General features: G+C 50.0%; 12 protein-coding genes and 1 CRISPR repeat array (1 of these 13 only partly in view). Of the genes, 5 read left to right on the top strand and 7 right to left on the bottom strand.

Features of this window, described 5'->3' with window-relative positions; translation table 11 throughout:
• Positions 1-8,641: a CRISPR direct-repeat array (repeat unit 28 nt; unit sequence GTTCACTGCCGCACAGGCAGCTTAGAAA) (it extends 5,312 nt beyond the left edge of the window).
• A 665-nt stretch (positions 8,642-9,306) separates the two neighbouring features.
• Positions 9,307-9,594, bottom strand: coding sequence for a hypothetical protein (locus tag ACRJJO_RS03015; RefSeq protein WP_431064456.1), 288 nt, complete (start codon positions 9,592-9,594; stop codon positions 9,307-9,309).
• Positions 9,595-9,751: 157 nt separating this feature from the next.
• Here ACRJJO_RS03015 and ACRJJO_RS03010 point away from each other — a divergent pair, with 157 nt between their 5' ends.
• The 5 genes from ACRJJO_RS03010 (at position 9,752) to ACRJJO_RS02990 (ending at position 12,668) form a co-directional block, all read left to right on the top strand.
• Positions 9,752-9,988 (top strand): hypothetical protein, encoded by a 237-nt coding sequence (locus tag ACRJJO_RS03010; protein ID WP_431064455.1) that lies wholly within the window; start codon positions 9,752-9,754, stop codon positions 9,986-9,988.
• Between the two features lie 34 nt (positions 9,989-10,022).
• Positions 10,023-10,247 carry a type II toxin-antitoxin system VapB15 family antitoxin gene (gene vap15, locus ACRJJO_RS03005; RefSeq protein ID WP_125218902.1) on the top strand — a complete coding sequence of 75 codons (225 nt, stop codon included), beginning with the start codon at positions 10,023-10,025 and terminating at the stop codon, positions 10,245-10,247.
• 7 nt (positions 10,248-10,254) lie between these two features.
• Positions 10,255-10,644 carry a putative toxin-antitoxin system toxin component, PIN family gene (locus tag ACRJJO_RS03000; protein WP_216844489.1) on the top strand — a complete coding sequence of 130 codons (390 nt, stop codon included), beginning with the start codon at positions 10,255-10,257 and terminating at the stop codon, positions 10,642-10,644.
• A gap of 183 nt (positions 10,645-10,827) precedes the next feature.
• Entirely contained in the window at positions 10,828-11,370 is a 543-nt protein-coding gene (locus tag ACRJJO_RS02995) for a hypothetical protein (protein ID WP_431064454.1), read from the top strand.
• A gap of 284 nt (positions 11,371-11,654) precedes the next feature.
• Positions 11,655-12,668, top strand: a complete 1,014-nt coding sequence (locus ACRJJO_RS02990) for a L,D-transpeptidase family protein (RefSeq protein WP_431064453.1) — start codon at positions 11,655-11,657, stop codon at positions 12,666-12,668.
• Between the two features lie 45 nt (positions 12,669-12,713).
• Here ACRJJO_RS02990 and ACRJJO_RS02985 read toward each other — a convergent pair whose 3' ends face one another.
• From ACRJJO_RS02985 to aceE, 6 genes are all read right to left on the bottom strand, one after another.
• A complete protein-coding gene (locus tag ACRJJO_RS02985) occupies positions 12,714-12,905 on the bottom strand; it encodes a hypothetical protein (protein ID WP_046061028.1) in 192 nt (63 codons plus the stop codon).
• Entirely contained in the window at positions 12,905-13,108 is a 204-nt protein-coding gene (locus ACRJJO_RS02980) for a hypothetical protein (RefSeq protein ID WP_017840345.1), read from the bottom strand. The genes ACRJJO_RS02985 and ACRJJO_RS02980 overlap by 1 nt, the downstream gene beginning before the upstream one ends.
• 514 nt (positions 13,109-13,622) lie before the next feature.
• A complete protein-coding gene (locus ACRJJO_RS02975) occupies positions 13,623-14,207 on the bottom strand; it encodes a phosphoribosylglycinamide formyltransferase (RefSeq protein WP_431064452.1) in 585 nt (194 codons plus the stop codon).
• 182 nt (positions 14,208-14,389) lie between these two features.
• Positions 14,390-15,829 (bottom strand): dihydrolipoyl dehydrogenase, encoded by a 1,440-nt coding sequence (gene lpdA, locus ACRJJO_RS02970; protein ID WP_431064451.1) that lies wholly within the window; start codon positions 15,827-15,829, stop codon positions 14,390-14,392.
• Between the two features lie 100 nt (positions 15,830-15,929).
• Complete coding sequence (gene aceF / locus ACRJJO_RS02965) at positions 15,930-17,240, bottom strand: dihydrolipoyllysine-residue acetyltransferase (protein ID WP_431064450.1); 1,311 nt, start codon at positions 17,238-17,240, stop codon at positions 15,930-15,932.
• 16 nt (positions 17,241-17,256) lie between these two features.
• Positions 17,257-19,935: a pyruvate dehydrogenase (acetyl-transferring), homodimeric type gene (gene aceE, locus ACRJJO_RS02960; RefSeq protein ID WP_431064449.1), complete on the bottom strand. Its 2,679-nt coding sequence runs from the start codon at positions 19,933-19,935 to the stop codon at positions 17,257-17,259.
• Between the last annotated feature and the right edge of the window lie 303 nt (positions 19,936-20,238).

Raw genomic sequence — 20,238 nt, 5'->3', positions numbered from 1 at the left:
AAGGTTCCGGCAATATCGAATCCGGCTATTGTTCACTGCCGCACAGGCAGCTTAGAAGTAAGTTTGGAGCGTATTCGGCATTGCTTTCATGTTCACTGCCGCACAGGCAGCTTAGAAGCGTCGAGAAATATAATCATGCAGCCCTGGGACGGTTCACTGCCGCACAGGCAGCTTAGAAGTGGCGTCGACACGTCGAGTATCCATTTCAATGGTTCACTGCCGCACAGGCAGCTTAGAAGATTGCAATAGCTGCCAGGATAAGTTCATGTCCGTTCACTGCCGCACAGGCAGCTTAGAAGATCGCGAGTATCGGCTCGGAGTTTCCGTTGAGGTTCACTGCCGCACAGGCAGCTTAGAAGTTTCATAACATGGACTAAACAGATTTTTCCCGGTTCACTGCCGCACAGGCAGCTTAGAAGGTAAAGGTAGCATCGGCGTCGGCAAGGGAGCCGTTCACTGCCGCACAGGCAGCTTAGAAGGGACGATTTTTACCGCATCGCTACGGAATATGGTTCACTGCCGCACAGGCAGCTTAGAAGTCCGCGCCATCGCCGCGCGGCCGCCAATTGATGTTCACTGCCGCACAGGCAGCTTAGAAGTATCACGCGGCGATCGGCGAATTGCTGCGATTGTTCACTGCCGCACAGGCAGCTTAGAAGCCTTGATCGAGGTCAGCCACTGCCCAGGCACCGTTCACTGCCGCACAGGCAGCTTAGAAGAGTTCTATATCTTGGTTTATGCTTTTGAGCGCGTTCACTGCCGCACAGGCAGCTTAGAAGGTTTAAATTTTCGCCGTTCCGTAAAATTCAGGGTTCACTGCCGCACAGGCAGCTTAGAAGGTTTGTCGCGGGAGCGGTAGACCGCATAGAGCGTTCACTGCCGCACAGGCAGCTTAGAAGGATGCCGGCGTGCCGGATAGCACGAAGTTCAGGTTCACTGCCGCACAGGCAGCTTAGAAGAATACCGGCGTTCCTTGGCGGTCAAACCATTTGTTCACTGCCGCACAGGCAGCTTAGAAGGATTCGGCATTGACGACGCTATTCAGCGCCGGGTTCACTGCCGCACAGGCAGCTTAGAAGTGGGCGTTGACGCGCAAACAGAACCCGCGCGAGTTCACTGCCGCACAGGCAGCTTAGAAGGTCTAGGCAGTTTGCGTGGTAGATGATTAGGGGTTCACTGCCGCACAGGCAGCTTAGAAGAGTAGTCCCACGGGCATTGCAATCGGTTGCGCGTTCACTGCCGCACAGGCAGCTTAGAAGGCTGGCTGGCAACGCATCTTGATAACAAAATGGTTCACTGCCGCACAGGCAGCTTAGAAGCTATGGACTGAAATGGATAATGTGTAGAACAAGTTCACTGCCGCACAGGCAGCTTAGAAGCGCATCCTATCCGCCTTTTCCCGAAGTCTCTTGTTCACTGCCGCACAGGCAGCTTAGAAGATTGCCGCGAGATGTTCCGGTAGTTCGTCAATGTTCACTGCCGCACAGGCAGCTTAGAAGATACGGCATTGTAGGCCGGTTTCTCACTCCACGTTCACTGCCGCACAGGCAGCTTAGAAGTCGGCGGTTTCGCTGCTGAGTCGTTTTTTCGGGTTCACTGCCGCACAGGCAGCTTAGAAGTTCACACGTTCTCGCCTGTCATCGTTCGCGAAGTTCACTGCCGCACAGGCAGCTTAGAAGCCGCCCCCCCGCTTTTAATCTTTTTCGATATGTTCACTGCCGCACAGGCAGCTTAGAAACGGCCGACGATGCCATTGCGCCTCAACCGGTTGTTCACTGCCGCACAGGCAGCTTAGAAACAGGGTTCTGCGTAAACTTTCCCTGGTGTGAAGTTCACTGCCGCACAGGCAGCTTAGAAAAACCCCTATTAATTGATTAGAATCATTTATGAGTTCACTGCCGCACAGGCAGCTTAGAAAACCCGAAAGCCTGGCGGTTTTTTTATGCCTACGTTCACTGCCGCACAGGCAGCTTAGAAAAAGCGGAGGGCGATCAACGCCCGCCGGCGTCCGTTCACTGCCGCACAGGCAGCTTAGAAATTGAGTTTGCAGTATTTGAGACAATCGATAAAGTTCACTGCCGCACAGGCAGCTTAGAAATAGCCCAATTGCTGTCGAGCGCCTGGCGATAGGTTCACTGCCGCACAGGCAGCTTAGAAATCAAAGTTTCTAATATCATCAGGCGTTGTTTCGTTCACTGCCGCACAGGCAGCTTAGAAATTTGAGCGCCCGATACATCATGCTTTTGGTAAGTTCACTGCCGCACAGGCAGCTTAGAAAGGGTTGGTGGATTTAGTCTCATTTCCTGAGCTGTTCACTGCCGCACAGGCAGCTTAGAAACTCGCGGAGTGCCTGTTACATATTGCATCATACGTTCACTGCCGCACAGGCAGCTTAGAAATAGCAAATAGATTTCACGATGCAGTGTCGCATGTTCACTGCCGCACAGGCAGCTTAGAAAAAACAAAAAACCGTTTTGCATATAGGCAAGCTGTTCACTGCCGCACAGGCAGCTTAGAAAAGATATCGTGTTTGGCGGTGAATTCCTCCGCCGTTCACTGCCGCACAGGCAGCTTAGAAATGGATCGTTTGCCGGAGTGAAGGGAATGTGTGGTTCACTGCCGCACAGGCAGCTTAGAAAGCCGCTTGGCCTCGTTGGGCCGCTGAATCATCGTTCACTGCCGCACAGGCAGCTTAGAAAGAACCGCAAAGCCGATCGGCGGACATGGCAAGGTTCACTGCCGCACAGGCAGCTTAGAAATATGGCGAGCCAATACCTCTGCCCTGGCGTTTGTTCACTGCCGCACAGGCAGCTTAGAAACTGGGGCTTGACGGCACGGACATTCGAACCAAGTTCACTGCCGCACAGGCAGCTTAGAAATACCGGCCAAAGACAAGGCCAACCGCAGAAGAGTTCACTGCCGCACAGGCAGCTTAGAAAATCATCCGTGCGGTTTTAATGCGGCCGGTGATGTTCACTGCCGCACAGGCAGCTTAGAAAAAGCGCCTGTGCGATAAACATGGCAACGATGCGTTCACTGCCGCACAGGCAGCTTAGAAATTGCCCAATGGCTCACGATGTAACTTTTTAGGGTTCACTGCCGCACAGGCAGCTTAGAAATATGGCCGCTAAACAACTGCTCGACTATTACGGTTCACTGCCGCACAGGCAGCTTAGAAACAAGAGATGTGTTTGAAAAAGCTTATCGTAAAGTTCACTGCCGCACAGGCAGCTTAGAAAAAAAAGGTGTATCAATCGAAATCTCGGTAAACGTTCACTGCCGCACAGGCAGCTTAGAAAGGAAAGCATGCCGACGATCAATCCGCCTGCGTGTTCACTGCCGCACAGGCAGCTTAGAAATGGACGAGCGCCCCGATGCCGCCGCGCAAACCGTTCACTGCCGCACAGGCAGCTTAGAAAAGAGATTCAAAACCCTGGCGGTCAATAATTTGGTTCACTGCCGCACAGGCAGCTTAGAAAAACTGGGTGTAGACATGACGATTTTCCTGATTGTTCACTGCCGCACAGGCAGCTTAGAAAGAAACAGATGAAAAACGGGCGTTTTTGTTCAGGTTCACTGCCGCACAGGCAGCTTAGAAAAAAAGGATGTCCCCTGCGCGATATCGCCGAACGTTCACTGCCGCACAGGCAGCTTAGAAAAGCAATTACACGACCCCGATTTGCTGAAAGTTGTTCACTGCCGCACAGGCAGCTTAGAAAGTTTTTATAAACGAGTCTGGAATGTACTAGTTGTTCACTGCCGCACAGGCAGCTTAGAAAAAAGACAAAGTCATCGAAATCAAAGAAAAAGCGTTCACTGCCGCACAGGCAGCTTAGAAATGTCGGGTCGTCAATGCCCAACGATTTCCGCGGTTCACTGCCGCACAGGCAGCTTAGAAATGGCGGTTTTATGTTCAACGCGGCGCAGGTCAGTTCACTGCCGCACAGGCAGCTTAGAAAAATCGACAAACGCACCGCAGGCTACATTAAAGGTTCACTGCCGCACAGGCAGCTTAGAAAGCCTCTTTTGTTTCTGAGTTCAGCAGTCAATTGTTCACTGCCGCACAGGCAGCTTAGAAAGGGACTACCATTCGCGTCGGTACCGAGTCGAAGTTCACTGCCGCACAGGCAGCTTAGAAAGAAGCGCTGGACTCTATTAATACTGAAGAAGTGTTCACTGCCGCACAGGCAGCTTAGAAACGCCGCGTCCGGGCTTAGGCTCGATCAGGTGCGTTCACTGCCGCACAGGCAGCTTAGAAAGAGAGCGTAACATGGCCGCCCGCGCGCTCAGCGTTCACTGCCGCACAGGCAGCTTAGAAAGGCAGCGGCAATGTTGCCGTGATCGAGCTTGAGTTCACTGCCGCACAGGCAGCTTAGAAAAGATACTCCCGGTAATCACTCATAACTTACCTGTTCACTGCCGCACAGGCAGCTTAGAAAGTGAGTTGGGGTAATGTTTCGGCATTGCCCTTGTTCACTGCCGCACAGGCAGCTTAGAAAGATGGCGATTCGAATACCGGCAAAATTTCTGTGTTCACTGCCGCACAGGCAGCTTAGAAAATCCCGGCTTTTTCTACGCGGGAACACTCGATGTTCACTGCCGCACAGGCAGCTTAGAAAAATGCGATCGACGGCAATCAACGTCGACCCGGGTTCACTGCCGCACAGGCAGCTTAGAAAATCCCGGCTTTTTCTACGCGGGAACACTCGATGTTCACTGCCGCACAGGCAGCTTAGAAAATTTTACCGACCGTTTCGATACTGATATTTCCGTTCACTGCCGCACAGGCAGCTTAGAAAGTTGTTGGCGGAATTATTCAGGATGGGTCATTGTTCACTGCCGCACAGGCAGCTTAGAAAGTCGAACTGAGGATGCTCGTTGATGATCCGCGGTTCACTGCCGCACAGGCAGCTTAGAAAAACTGCTTACGTCCTACAGAAGTAACCTTAATGTTCACTGCCGCACAGGCAGCTTAGAAAGATTTAATTAATCTTTGGTATAGTCACCACGGGTTCACTGCCGCACAGGCAGCTTAGAAATGAACGAGAAGTATCAAATCCCAGTGTTGCTTCGTTCACTGCCGCACAGGCAGCTTAGAAAGAATGGTTCTCGTGGAAAGCGAATAATCAAGCGTTCACTGCCGCACAGGCAGCTTAGAAATGAACGAGAAGTATCAAATCCCAGTGTTGCTTGTTCACTGCCGCACAGGCAGCTTAGAAAATTCATGTACTTTTGACTCGGAATAATCGAAAGTTCACTGCCGCACAGGCAGCTTAGAAAATCCGGCACATTATAATTAATTTCAACCGGATAGTTCACTGCCGCACAGGCAGCTTAGAAATTCTTCTGTATTTGATCAGTATAAGTCATCTGGTTCACTGCCGCACAGGCAGCTTAGAAAAGGTTCAATGCTTGTGGTTGATGAGTGCCAGCGTTCACTGCCGCACAGGCAGCTTAGAAAGGGACTTTCGGTGCTTTGCAAGCGTGTGAAATGTTCACTGCCGCACAGGCAGCTTAGAAAATCAGGACAAACATGAGGCGGCTGGGGACAAAGTTCACTGCCGCACAGGCAGCTTAGAAAAGATTGGTTTGCCAATTCCTGCCACTTGTATTGTTCACTGCCGCACAGGCAGCTTAGAAAAGGAAATCGGCGAAATAGTCAAAAAATCACAGTTCACTGCCGCACAGGCAGCTTAGAAATGGAACACTAGAACCATCGGGGCAAACATGAGGCGTTCACTGCCGCACAGGCAGCTTAGAAAACCGACGATTGATACTGGTGTGTGGCAGTAACGTTCACTGCCGCACAGGCAGCTTAGAAAGATGGCGTGGATAATTTCCAGGGCGTAAGCGTGTTCACTGCCGCACAGGCAGCTTAGAAATTTCTGATATGCGCGTTGATTCTCTCGCCCAAGTTCACTGCCGCACAGGCAGCTTAGAAAACACGAGTCGTATAAGCCCCAAGAAATATAGAGTTCACTGCCGCACAGGCAGCTTAGAAACAGTATTTCGTCGATCTTATAAACTGGGCGTTGTTCACTGCCGCACAGGCAGCTTAGAAAGATCACAAAAATACCCGCCCCGACGATTAGGAGTTCACTGCCGCACAGGCAGCTTAGAAATCTAATAAATATTTAATATGTGTTTCGATATTGTTCACTGCCGCACAGGCAGCTTAGAAAACTCAATTAAGTCGTGATAAACAAAAGCCACCGTTCACTGCCGCACAGGCAGCTTAGAAAACGGGTTCAAATTGTATTGCTGGGCGATAATCGTTCACTGCCGCACAGGCAGCTTAGAAAAACAACCGGGACAATGCCGCCCTTATCAGGATGTTCACTGCCGCACAGGCAGCTTAGAAAAGAGCCGCCGGGGTCGGGGGCTGGTGGCTCGGGTTCACTGCCGCACAGGCAGCTTAGAAATTAAAAAATTTCGATTCGGTATTGTATAAGTGGTTCACTGCCGCACAGGCAGCTTAGAAAGCAAGTCTGCAAACCGCCAAAATGCGCCGTTTGTTCACTGCCGCACAGGCAGCTTAGAAAACGAACGCTACGAAAGCGGCGATTGATGCGGGGTTCACTGCCGCACAGGCAGCTTAGAAAGGCCTGGCCCGGTGTTTAAATTTTATCCCGAAGTTCACTGCCGCACAGGCAGCTTAGAAAAGGCGTCGGGGTAAAGCTTTGAAGCGGTATTCGTTCACTGCCGCACAGGCAGCTTAGAAATGCCCCATTACACGACACCCAAAGCGGCGAGAGTTCACTGCCGCACAGGCAGCTTAGAAATCCAGTAATGAATTGTGGGCCGCCTTACTCGGGTTCACTGCCGCACAGGCAGCTTAGAAAGCGAACCATTTGTTTAATGTCAAACGGTCAATGTTCACTGCCGCACAGGCAGCTTAGAAAAGTTCCGCCGGGGTCGGGAGCGGTTGGCTCGGGTTCACTGCCGCACAGGCAGCTTAGAAAAGTCGTGAGGCTCAAGCCACATTGAAGAATAAGTTCACTGCCGCACAGGCAGCTTAGAAATTACCCTTGTCTTAGTATTACTTTTTCTTTTTGTTCACTGCCGCACAGGCAGCTTAGAAAGCCAAAGCATTGAATAATCGGAACATCGAGAGGTTCACTGCCGCACAGGCAGCTTAGAAAGTGCGTAACTTCTAACGCGCGGATTGTTCCAAGTTCACTGCCGCACAGGCAGCTTAGAAAAGCCAGGAACCACGCGGCCTAGAGGGGTGTTCGTTCACTGCCGCACAGGCAGCTTAGAAATCCACGACTCGCACGGATGCCGTGCCGCAATGGTTCACTGCCGCACAGGCAGCTTAGAAATTCAATACCAACGTGCTTTTTATCCCACAAATGTTCACTGCCGCACAGGCAGCTTAGAAATCCTGATCTTATTATCGAAATTGCCGCTCTACGTTCACTGCCGCACAGGCAGCTTAGAAAATCCACTTTGACCTCGTTAGGCTCGCCGTTGTGTTCACTGCCGCACAGGCAGCTTAGAAAAGTACGTTGTCAGCGGCACAGATTCGGTCAGGGTTCACTGCCGCACAGGCAGCTTAGAAACGGCCGCGCCTTTCAGTGTGACCGGAATCGTCGTTCACTGCCGCACAGGCAGCTTAGAAAGATTGGTTGAGCCGTTCCGAGCTGGCCGGTCTGTTCACTGCCGCACAGGCAGCTTAGAAAGATTGGTTGAGCCGTTCCGAGCTGGCCGGTCTGTTCACTGCCGCACAGGCAGCTTAGAAAGCATGGAAGTGCCGGAGGCGGTGCTTCAAGACGTTCACTGCCGCACAGGCAGCTTAGAAATTTCAGGGCTTTTTTTGAGAAAAAAGTTTACAGTTCACTGCTGCACAGGCAGCTTAGAAATTTGAATGCTGTCGCTTTCAAAACCTGGATCAGTTCACTGCCGCACAGGCAGCTTAGAAAATAGGCCGTATTCTTCAAAAGCATTGCTTATTGTTCACTGCCGCACAGGCAGCTTAGAAAGACCGGAAAAATGCCGCTTTGGTGAAATTGCAGTTCACTGCCGCACAGGCAGCTTAGAAATAGTTGGGAATTAGGCGAGATTAAAGGAGTGCGTTCACTGCCGCACAGGCAGCTTAGAAAAGCCCGGCCGGCGCGCTGACGCCGGTAAATGTGTTCACTGCCGCACAGGCAGCTTAGAAAACGCCGTCATCGATCGGCGGGTCGGATTGCATGTTCACTGCCGCACAGGCAGCTTAGAAAACGAAATAGAGCGTCGGCTTCTTACGGCGTAAGTTCACTGCCGCACAGGCAGCTTAGAAATAAGCGAACGCCAACAGCGGCGGCGCAGTTCGGTTCACTGCCGCACAGGCAGCTTAGAAAGAGCAAACATGGAATCCGACAACGGGATGTACGTTCACTGCCGCACAGGCAGCTTAGAAAGACCGACTTGATTGCCTGAAGATCGCCTACGCGTTCACTGCCGCACAGGCAGCTTAGAAAGTTTTTTTGTCCCAGTAGAGCCCTGGGAATCGTTCACTGCCGCACAGGCAGCTTAGAAATAAAGATTTAGTAGATAGTTATTTAAGAAATAGTTCACTGCCGCACAGGCAGCTTAAAAACTTGGATATAGCTGAAGAAGCGGGCATCTATCGTTCACTGCCGCACAGACAACTTAGAAATGCAATCAAAAAAAGAGCGGCAAAGTCCATACCAGTTCACTCCCCTACGCAGCCAAGTAAATGCTCTTCAATGAATTGTCGAAAGTAGTCGATTCCACATAAAAAATGGAAGAAAATAGTGCGAATCTAGTTGAAATAAAATGATTATTTGAATCCTTTGGTAGAATACGCGCCGATCGTCTTTGCGCCGTAATTGTTTTTGAGTTTGATAGGCTGTTTGCGTTTTAAAACAGGTTCATTTAAAGCGTTCTGTGTAATGATTGAGTTATTTCGCTGGGTGCTTAATTCGGCAATTTTGTAGATATACTTTGTAAGCTTTCAGCCCCACGGCCATTCTCGGTCCCATGCTCTGCGCTCATCGTTATACATAAGTCTTGAATTACACTTTTGCAATCTTAACCAATGAGGCCTCGATACCATTGATTGTCGCTTAACACACTAGGCTTCGAAATCGCGATCTGGGGATCGCTCCCACAGAGCATCCGACCCTTTGTGGGAGCGACGCCTTCGTCGCGATTTTCGAAGTCATTGACTTTCAATATCCATTGATTTTTCAAACAGTACCGTTCCCAGGTATTCGATAAACTCTGTTCAGCACCTTTACCGGTACTTGTGTATAACGGCGAGCTCCGGAGCGTAGGAACGATAGCCGGTAGTAATAGCGACTACGCGATACGCCGGTTAACGCGCACTGACAACTCAATGAGGGTTCCGGGACCGGTTCCAGCCACTGGCGCCGTTCGCTTACAGGGACAGCCCGGACTTTTTTTAAGCCAGTCCAACTCGACTTTAAACCGCCCGGTTTGGCTATACAGCGCTTCCTGGTCGGCTTCATGTTGCCGGTTCTTTTGGCCTCGTTTAACGGTAAAGCACTCGACCAGCCCGGCTTGCGCTTCTTTTTTCCAGTTCGACACCTGTTTCGGTGTGGACCTGGTGCGCGCCGGCGATCTCATTGATGGTCTTATCGCCTTTTAAGGCTTCTAGCGCCACTTTTTGGCTTTAAATTCGGCACTGTGTTTCTTTCTCTGCATGGTTTTCCTCTACACTTTTCGGGTTTATACATGCAGGTTACTACCTTAATTAGTTGTTCAGTTTTTGGGGGCCATTATAATGTTGGACACTGACTACAACGGCATGAGCTTTTGTGCGCGTCAGGTGTTTTTTCCGAAAACTTCTGCGTGGGACAATCTGCAAAAATCCCTGAAAGGTCGGTATAACGATTCGGTATGGGAGCATTTGGCCGGGGTGGAAAGCGAACCCTTCGTATTGGGTCCGCATAAACGCATTGCCGTGAAAGTAATCGATGAACGCGGCAACGAGTTGATGGTCATCAGGGATGTGGCATGATAAGAAACCTAATTAACATTATGCGAGGTGAGCGATGAGCATTTCAGTATCAATAGATTTTACCCAACTTAAAAATGCCATTGAGCAGTGCGATGTCAGCGAAAAAATGGAGCTATTTCGGCTGTTGGAAAATGAAACTTTTCCTAACCGTTTTAAGCAGTTTTTAGCGCGGGTCAAAACCGATGAATTAACCTTGGATGAGATAACTGCCGAAGTGGAAGCCGTTAGACAAGCAAATTTCGATGCGCGTAATAATTGATACCAATTTGTGGATCAGCTTTTTAATTGGCAAATCACTGGCTGGTCTGACGGATGCACTCATTTCCAACAGTATCACGATATTGTTTAGCGAGCAGCTGTTTGCTGAACTAATTGGGGTATTGCGCCGGCCTAAATTCAAAAAGTATTTCTCGGACGCTGCCATCGAAGAACTGATTGCCTTGCTTTATGATCGCGTGGAGTGGGTTGAAATCAGTAGACGTTTTGACGATTGCCGGGATAAGAAAGATAATTTTCTGCTGGATTTGGCGGTTTCAGGCCGTGCCGATTATTTAGTGACCGGGGACGAGGATTTGCTTATTCTTAATCCGTTTCATGGCACCCAAATCATCGCTTATCGCCCCTTTCAAGAAGCTGTTTTAGCCTCGTCGCATTGATATATTAATGACCATGACCAACGAAGTCCAAAGCCCGATCATCAATTCGCCATTTACCGAACCTAAGCAGCATTGGTTTATTGAGCATGGCAAATAGCCTTCAAAAGCCCAGGGCCGCCGACCTGCTAGTTATTATGATCGCGTGCCGGAAAGTTCAGGTCGGGGTAAAAAAACAAGAAACAGATGAGCCTACAGGGCGACTTGGCTGTAGGCGAGCAGGAAGATTTATCCATTGTGAATTGGTTGCGCAAGCGTATAACGGAATGGCGTAGCGGAGCCATAACCGGCATTCCGTATGATGGTGCATCGGCAGTGACCAAAGAGTTATTGGCGTTTTATCTGTTATGCCTGCAAAATGGCGACAGGAACCGGGAAAACGACTGTCATGGGGATGTTTCTGCATGGTTGATTTTGAACCGAGTGGCATCACCGACGGATGACCGGTTCTCCTACCGAAAAAACGGTGTGCCATCGACTTATATTTCGGATTTTATAGTTGAGTTGGATATTGGCCTAACCTTGATTATTGAAACTAAAGGCCAATACAATGACAACGCTGATATTAAGGCCAAGGTCGCTGAGCGTTGGGTTGATGCAGTCAATCAATCCGGTAATTTTGGGCTTTGGCAATATGCTGTGGTGAAAGATCCAGCCGAATTGCCCGCAATCTTGAATGATGTTTGTGTTTCTAAATGGGATACGCCCAATTTAGAGTTTGGAAATTAGGGTTTTAACGCCAAAATCATTTCTGTAAATGACCCCGGCAATATAGACGGGTAGGATAGACAATATTGGTTCGCGAATCTAGTTGAAATAAAATGATTTTTTTGAATCCTTTGATAGAATACGCGCCGATCCTCTTTGCGCCGTTATCGTTTTGAGTTAGATAGGCCGTTTGCGTTTTAATACAGATTTATTTAAAGCGTTCGGTGTAATGATTGAGTTATTTCGCCGGGTGCTTAATTCGGCAATTTTGTAGATATACTTTTGCTGTTGAGATAGTGAATTTGATGAATACGCGCGTATTATTCGCTTTGTTGGTTGTGGGGTTCTTGGGCAGTGCTCATGCTGTAACTTATTCTTGGCCGGAAGATCCTAACGATAATGTGGTTACCGAGCATGCCGACGATTTTCCTTTTACTCGCGCTAACCAGGATGAGACTTTATTAGATATAGCGCGGCGCTTTTCGTTGGGTCAGGTGGAAATTGTGCGCCTAAATCAAGATGTGGATCGTTGGTCGGTCAAACAAGATGAGGTTGTGCGTTTGCCTAATCGTCGTGTGCTACCCGATACGCCGCATGAAGGTATTGTACTGAATATTGCCGAATATCGCATGTATTATTATCCGCCGGCTCAAGCAGGTATGCCGCGTACGGTAATGTCGTTTGCGCATGGCGTCGGGCGTCAGGATTGGCAGACGCCGTTGGGTTTAACCAAAGTCGTCAAAAAAGTTAAAGATCCGTCTTGGTATCCTCCGGAGTCGATTCGCCGGGAACATGCGGCGATGGGCGATCCGCTGCCGACCGTGGTGCCTCCGGGGCCGCATAATCCTTTGGGTGCTTATGCCTTGCATTTGGCTTTAAAGGGGGAGTATCGGATTCACGGTACCGATATCGATAAGATTTACGGTATCGGCATGCAAATTACTCATGGTTGTGTTCGCATGTATCCCGAAGATATCGAACAGTTATATCATTCGGTTTCAGTCGGTACGCCCGTTCGAATCGTGCAACAACAGATTAAAACGGGTTGGCTCGATAATCATCTTTATATTGAGGCGCATCCGGATTTAGAGGGTGTTGAAACGACTTTCGAACAGCGCCTCGATACAGCAATGCAGCTCATTGCCAAAGCGAATAATGGGGTGATTCCTGAGTTGAATGAAACGGTTTTGATAAAAGCGCTTACCGATCTCGATGGCGATCCTGTGCCGATTTTTGAACGTTTGCCGGATATGCCTGATTTTGAGGAGGAAATCGGTTTACGAGAAGCGGCGGTCGAATCAACTTATCGCTTGCAGTGATTTTTTGTTTTAGGTCTACAATACATGCCGTTTGTCTTTTTAGGGTTATAGATCTTGTTTAACATCTTCTTTTAAGTTGGGCCAATGACAGAAAGCAAAAACCCATATCATGAAGATGTTAACGATCGGGACCAATAAACATAAAACCCAAGCTTTGTGTAGTCCGGCTTTGTCCATGATTTTCGTGCCTAGCCACATAACCAAGAGCACCATTAGCGTGATTAGAAAAACTTCCATCATGAGCTCCTATCATTTGTTTTTTGATTAGGCCATGGCAATAAGGCTAATTGTAAAAAAATCAGCAGTAAGCCGAATCCCGGTAAAAAAACCAGTAATGCCCAGGCAGGATGAAAGCCGGCTTTTCGGTAAATCAACATCACGGGAATGACAATCATTAGCGCGACAATAATGATGCGACCCATTTCAGGAAATACGTACATAAGCGTCTCCTTTTCGATATATCCGCGATAGTACACCGACTTTTCGGTTAATGAAAGCCACTCGATTTACCCGATTGTAAGAATTCTTCACCAAACCTGTGAAAGTGTTGTAGAACCTTAATGCTTCGACTTGGCTCAGCACGAACGGTCTACAATACACTCCAACTGTTCTTTTTCGGATAATGAAAGTGCTCTGGGTGTTTAGCATTACGCCGAATGGTGTACAGTAAGGCAAAGCAGGCGTACATGTAGCCCGGATTGCGCTACGCTCCATCCGGGCTACGCTGTTTAGGATCGCCGGAGGTTGGTAGTGCAAGTGGTCGGATACATCACAGGGAAAAGTGCGATATCGAAGGCAATGGATCTGATGATAATGGTGAGTTTTAATAAAACCACAAACGTTTAACAACGGCAGCCCTTGGAGCTGCTAACAACCGTCAAGCCCTCCGCTTTGCGGGAGCGATATGACTTGTTTTAAATACAGGGCTGAACAATTACCATGGCGGCGTTTGCGTTAAGTATCGGCAGTCGTCGGGAGTCTTTTGAGAGCATTTATATATAAATCAGCCTCTATCGCGCGGACTCTTTGACCGAGCGATTCGACCGTGTCGCCGGATAGCACAGGGACTTCTTTTTGTAGAAGCAACGGCCCTTCGTCATAGGCGTCGGTGACGAAATGTACTGTGGCGCCTGAGACGGTTTCACCCGCTTCGAGAACGGCGGCGTGCACAAAATCGCCATACATGCCACGGCCTCCGAATTTCGGCAGGAGAGACGGGTGAATGTTTAGTATTTTACCGGAATAGGCCGATAACGTTTGCGGCCCGATTTTTTTCATGTAGCCGGATAATACGATCAATTCGGTGCCGGCGGACTGTAAGGCTTTTTTGATGGCTTGGTCTTCGTTGTCGGAGTGCGTTTTACTGCTGATATGGAAAACTTCGATGCCGTGAGTCAAGCACCAGTCATAAATTGCCGAATCTTTGTTGTTCGTGATTAATATGCCTATTTCAAACCCGGGCAATCCCCCGTGTTCGATCGTTTCGATGATTTTCCGTGCGGAACTGCCGCCGTGTGAAGCTAAAAAGCTTATTTTCATAGATATGATGATTTAACTAATGATTCGTAGGGCACGCACCAAAAAGGTGGCGCTTGGAATCCGCGTATCCTTAAAATAGGGAAGTTATTTACGGCCAAATCCTAAGCCCTCTGAGTGATTTTCAAGGGACATGCGTGATTGGATTCCGGTCGGCGGACCCAATCACGACTTCTTTTTAGGTATCAACGTTTTTTGCCGAGATACAGGTCTGTGATCGTGCCGGCGACGACTTCGGATGCAAAAGCAAACGTTTCCGATAAAGTCGGGTGCGGGTGAATCGTTAATGCGACGTCTTCGGCTTCGGCCCCCATTTCCAACGCCAATACGGCTTCGGCAATCAAATCGCCGGCATGCGGACCGACGATGCCGGCACCGAGGATGCGTCCGGTTTCCTTGTCGCAAATGACTTTGGTCATGCCTTCGCTGCGGCCCATGCTCAACGAGCGTCCGCTCGCGGCCCATGGGAATACGCCTTTGTCGATCTCGATGCCTTGTTCCTTCGCTTGATTTTCGGTCAGTCCCATCCAGGCGATTTCAGGGTCGGTATAGGCAACCGATGGAATCGTCAGTGCATCGAATGCGGCTTTGTGACCGGCGATGACTTCGGCGGCAATTTTACCTTCATAAGCGGCTTTATGCGCCAGCATCGGATTGCCGACGATGTCGCCGATCGCGAAGATGTGCGGAATGTTCGTACGCTGTTGTTTGTCGACTTCGATAAAGCCTTGTTCGGTGACTTGAATGCCGGCATTCTCCGCGCCGATTTTGTTGCCATTGGGACGGCGACCCACGGCAACCAATACCGCATCGAAAACGGCGGATTCGGGAGCTTTATCGCCTTCGAACGAGACCTTGAGGCCTTCTTCGAGAGCTTCGATCTCGGTCACGCGGGTTTCTGTCCAGATGGCCTCATATTGCTTTTTAATGCGGTTGTGTAATGGCCGAACCAGGTCTTTGTCGCAACCGGGAATAATCTGATCCATTAATTCGACCACGCTGATTTTGGAGCCCAGGGCATGATAGACCGTTGCCATTTCCAGACCGATGATGCCGCCCCCGACTATCAGCAGTTTTTTCGGAATTTCGCGTAATTGGAGCGCTCCGGTCGAATCCCACAGGCGCGGGTCGTCATTCGGGAAAACCGGGATTTTCGTCGGCTCGGACCCGGCCGCGATAATGGCTTGATCGAAGCTAATCAATTGGGTGCCGTTATCATTATCGACTTGCAATTGATTGGCCGATACGAACGATCCGTTTCCTTGTATACGCGTGATTTTGCGTTGTTTTACCAGGCCGTCCAACCCTTTGTTCAGGCCTCCGGTAACGCTTTCTTTCCAGCTCCTGATTTTATCCAGGTCAAATTTCGGTGCGCCGAAATCGACGCCATGGCTTGCGAACTCCTGCGCTTCATGAACGATTTGGGCCATGTGCAGCAGCGCTTTGGAAGGAATGCAGCCGACATTTAGGCATACGCCGCCCAATACCGGGTAGCGTTCGACGATGACGACTTGTTTGCCCAGGTCGGCCGCACGGAATGCGGCTGTATAACCGCCTGGGCCACCGCCGAGGACCAGGACTTCGGCATGGAGATTGGATTCGTTTGCAGCAGCATTTGCAGTCATGAGTATTCCTTATCAAGTATGCGTTTTGACGCCGAGCATCATTTCGCCAATCGGTATGTATTCGGCGAACGTTGCTCGACGTTTGAGTCTAGGCGCTTTTTTAAAGTATCAACCGTCGGATATCGGTCAAAAAATCTGTTAGTTTGACCATAAAACGCGCCGCTTCGGCACCATCGATGACTCGATGGTCATAGGTCATGTCTAGCGGTAACATCAAACGCGGTTGGAATTCCTTGCCGTCCCATACCGGCTGCATTTTGGCGCGCGTGACACCGAGTATCGCGACTTCCGGCGCGTTAACGATCGGTGTGAATGCGGTGCCCCCAATGCCGCCGAGACTGGAGATCGTCATCGAACCGCCTTGCATTTCGTTCGGCATTAGTTTGCCGGCACGAGCTTTATCGCTCAATGTTGCCAGTTCCCCCGATAATTCATAAATGCTTTTTTGGTCGACGTCGCGTAGTACCGGTACGACAAGGCCGTTAGGCGTGTCGACGGCGATGCCGATGTGGCAGTATTTTTTCAGGATCAGGCTTGCACCGTCCGGCGATAACGAAGCATTAAAATTCGGAAACTGCTTCAACGCGTTTGCCAATGCCTTGATGATGAAGATCAAGCCGGTGACCTTACCGTTTTGACTGTTTTCGGCATTGATCTGTTTGCGAAAGGCTTCCAATTCTGTGATATCGGCTTCGTCATGATGGGTCACCATTGGCAGATTCAGCCAAACCCGGGTCATGTTTTGTCCGGTCAGACGTTTGATTTTACTCAATGGTAAGACTTCGGTTTCGCCGAATTGCGAGAAATCCACGGCAGGGATCGCCGGGATGCCTGCTCCGGAAGATTTGACGCCTTCGCTGAGTGTTTGCTTGACATAGGCTATGACGTCTTCTTTTAGAATTCGTCCCTTTCGGCCGCTGCCTTGTCTAATAAGACTCAGGTCGACGCCCAATTCACGGGCGAATAATCGAATGGCCGGCGTTGCATGCGGAAGGTGTTGGCCGCTAAGTTCGGTATCGATCGTGGCGGCCGGCGTCGGAGCAGGGAAGGCGGCTGGTGCCGAAGCGGCACTTGCCGCCGGTTTTTCCTCGATCGGCTTGTCTTGCTTGTCTGTGGCTTCGGTTGCCGGTTTCGGTTCTGAAACCGGAGCTTCTTTGGGTTCGGTGGACTCGCTAGCTTCAACGGTCGCGATGGTAATCCCTTGGGATACTTTGTCGCCGACTTTAATTTTGAGTTCCCGAACCGTGCCGGCAATCGTCGATGGCATATCCATTGTAGCTTTGTCGCTTTCCAAGACGACTAATGGCTGTTCGATTTCTATCGTATCGCCGGGTTGAACAAGGATTTCGACCACGTCGACTTCGCTGGAGCCGCCGAGGTCGGGTACTTTAATCTCAATCAATTCACTCATGTGCCAATTCCTTTAATTAAAGCCGCCACGGGGCAACGGTTTCCGGGTTAATGCCGTATTTGGCAATGGCCGTTTCGACTTTTGCGGGTTCGAATTCGCCGATATCCGCAAGGCTTTTCAGTGCCGCGATAGCGATATGATAACGGTTGACTTCGAAGAATCGGCGCAAGGCTTCGCGAGTATCCGAACGACCAAAACCGTCGGTGCCCAAGACGGTATAAGGCGCCGATAGGTAAGGACGAATTTGTTCGGCATAGAGGCGAACGTAGTCGGTTGCGGCGATGATAGGCCCTTTGGCATTTTCAAGGCATTCGGTGACATGAGGCTTTTTAGGAGTTTCGGTCGGATGCAGCCGATTCCATCGCTCGCAACTGTGTCCGTCGCGTGCCAATTCGGTAAAGCTTGTGCAGCTCCAGAGATCGGCTGTTACGTTCCAGTCGTTTTGCAAAAGTTCGGCTGCGGCGATGGCTTCACGGAAAATCGTGCCGGAACCCAGCAATTGCACGCGTGTTTTAGCGCGGCCGTCGCCTTTCTTGAACGAGTACATACCTTTAAGGATCGACTCCTCGATACCTTTCGGCATTGCCGGATGTTCGTAATTCTCGTTCATTACGGTGATGTAATAGAAAATGTCTTCTTGATCGACGTACATTCGACGCAAACCGTCTTGAATGATCACCGCGAGCTCGTACGAAAAGGTCGGGTCGTAGGAAATGCAGTTCGGGACGGTTCCGGCAAAAATATGGCTGTGTCCGTCTTCGTGCTGTAAGCCCTCGCCGTTGAGCGTCGTTCTTCCGGCCGTTCCGCCAAGCAAGAATCCGCGTGTGCGTTGGTCAGCAGCCGCCCAAATCAAATCGGCGACGCGTTGGAAGCCGAACATCGAGTAGAAGATGAAAAACGGAATCATCGGCACGTTATGGGTCGAATAGGATGTGCCGGCCGCTATCCAATCGCACATGCCGCCCGCTTCGTTGATGCCTTCCTGCAAGACTTGGCCGTTTTTGTCTTCTTTGTAAAACATTAATTGGTCCGCATCCTGCGGTGTATAGAGCTGTCCGACTTGCGACCAAATGCCTAATTGGCGGAACATGCCTTCCATGCCGAAAGTACGCGACTCGTCCGGCACGATCGGTACGATGCGTTTACCGATGTTTTTGTCCTTGACCAAAATATTCAGCATTTTGACGAAAGCCATCGTCGTCGAAATTTCGCGTCCTTCGCCGGTTGCTTGCAATAGGGATTTGAAGTCCGATAGAACGGGAACATTCAAAGCGTAGGATTTCGCTCTTCTGTTCGGTAGATAACCGCCCAATTCGGCTCGGCGCTCTTTCATGTAGGCCAGTTCTTTCGAGTCCTCGGGGAACTTCAGATAAGGCATTTCGTGTAACTGCTCGTTGGTTACCGGCAGTTCGTAACGGTCTCTGAATCGTGTCAGAGAGGTGACGCTCATTTTCTTTTGTTGGTGCGAGATATTCTGGCCTTCGCCCGACTCGCCCATCGAATAGCCTTTGATCGTTTTGGCCAGAACCACGGTCGGTTGCCCTTTGTGGTTGACTGCGGCATGGAAGGCTGCATAAATTTTTGCAGGGTCGTGGCCGCCTCTATTGAGTAACCAAATGTCCAAATCGGACAAATCGGCAACCATCGCTTTCAATTCCGGCGTGTTGAAGAAATGCTCTCGGACATAAGCGCCGTCTTTGGCTTTGAACGTTTGATAGTCGCCGTCCACGCATTCCGTCATGCGTTTGACGAGTAGGCCTTGATGGTCTCTGGCCAACAGTTTATCCCAATGGCGGCCCCAAACCAGTTTAATGACATTCCAGCCGGCGCCTCGGAAGGTGCCTTCCAATTCTTGTATGATTTTGCCGTTGCCGCGAACCGGTCCGTCCAATCGTTGTAGGTTGCAATTGACCACAAAAATCAGGTTGTCCAGTTTTTCGCGGCCTGCCATGCCGATTTCGCCGAGCGATTCCGGTTCGTCGGTCTCGCCGTCGCCAAGGAAACACCAGACTTTACGATTGGAGGTGTCGGCTAAGCTTCGATCTTGCAAATAGCGCATGAAGCGGGCTTGATAGATGGCCATAATGGGACCAAGGCCCATTGATACGGTCGGGAATTGCCAGAATTGAGGCATCAGCCATGGGTGCGGATAAGATGAAAGTCCGTTACCGTCGACTTCTTGGCGAAAATTGTCCATCTGTTCTTCGGTCAGTCGGCCGAGTAAAAAGGCCCGGGCATAATCGCCAGGTGCCGAATGGCCTTGCACGAACAATAGGTCGCCGTCGTGTTGCTCTGACGTAGCGCGCCAGAAATGATTTTGACCGACATCGTAGAGCGTGGCCGCCGAAGCGAAACTAGCGATATGGCCGCCGACATTGGTGTCTCTGTTGGCGCGAAGCACCATCATCATGGCGTTCCAACGGACATAGGACCGTATTTTTTGCTCGATAGTGGTGTTGCCGGGGAATTGAATTTGCTGATCGACGGGTATCGTATTGATGTAGTCGGTGGTCGCGCTAAACGGTATGTCGGAACCCGATTGTCTGGCTACGGCGACCAGTTTTTCAATGAGAAACTGAGCACGGGTTTCGCCCTCGATTTCCATCACTGCTTTCAGTGCATCGATCCATTCCTGGGTTTCGGTAGGATCGACATCTTCCTGTTCGACAACCGCAGGACTTTTATTGTTTTTCATTTATAACTCCACTAATCAGGTAGGTTTTTCTACCTGAGAATCGCTGTTAGTTTGTTGATCATTTGTCGTTAGTAACGATTAGAACGCGAATTTTATAACGGTCAAGGGTCGCTTGTCTTGTTATTCGCATGTTTGTCTAAGTTGTTAGGGATCGACCGGTGATGTTTTTGGTATTCATTATACCGATTGCTAACAAAATTTCGGCACCGTTGTGCATCTAAACTTTGGCTTATCCTGGGGTATATACAGATTTTAGATGGTTTCGTTGAGTTCGAAGCATAAAAAGGTGCGCGATGCGCACCT

Origin of the sequence: Methylotuvimicrobium sp. (assembly GCF_050611805.1) — a bacterium.
Taxonomy (GTDB): Bacteria; Pseudomonadota; Gammaproteobacteria; order Methylococcales; family Methylomonadaceae; genus Methylotuvimicrobium.
Note: the sequence above shows the minus strand (reverse complement) of the source record. Positions and strands in the feature narration are given on the sequence as shown.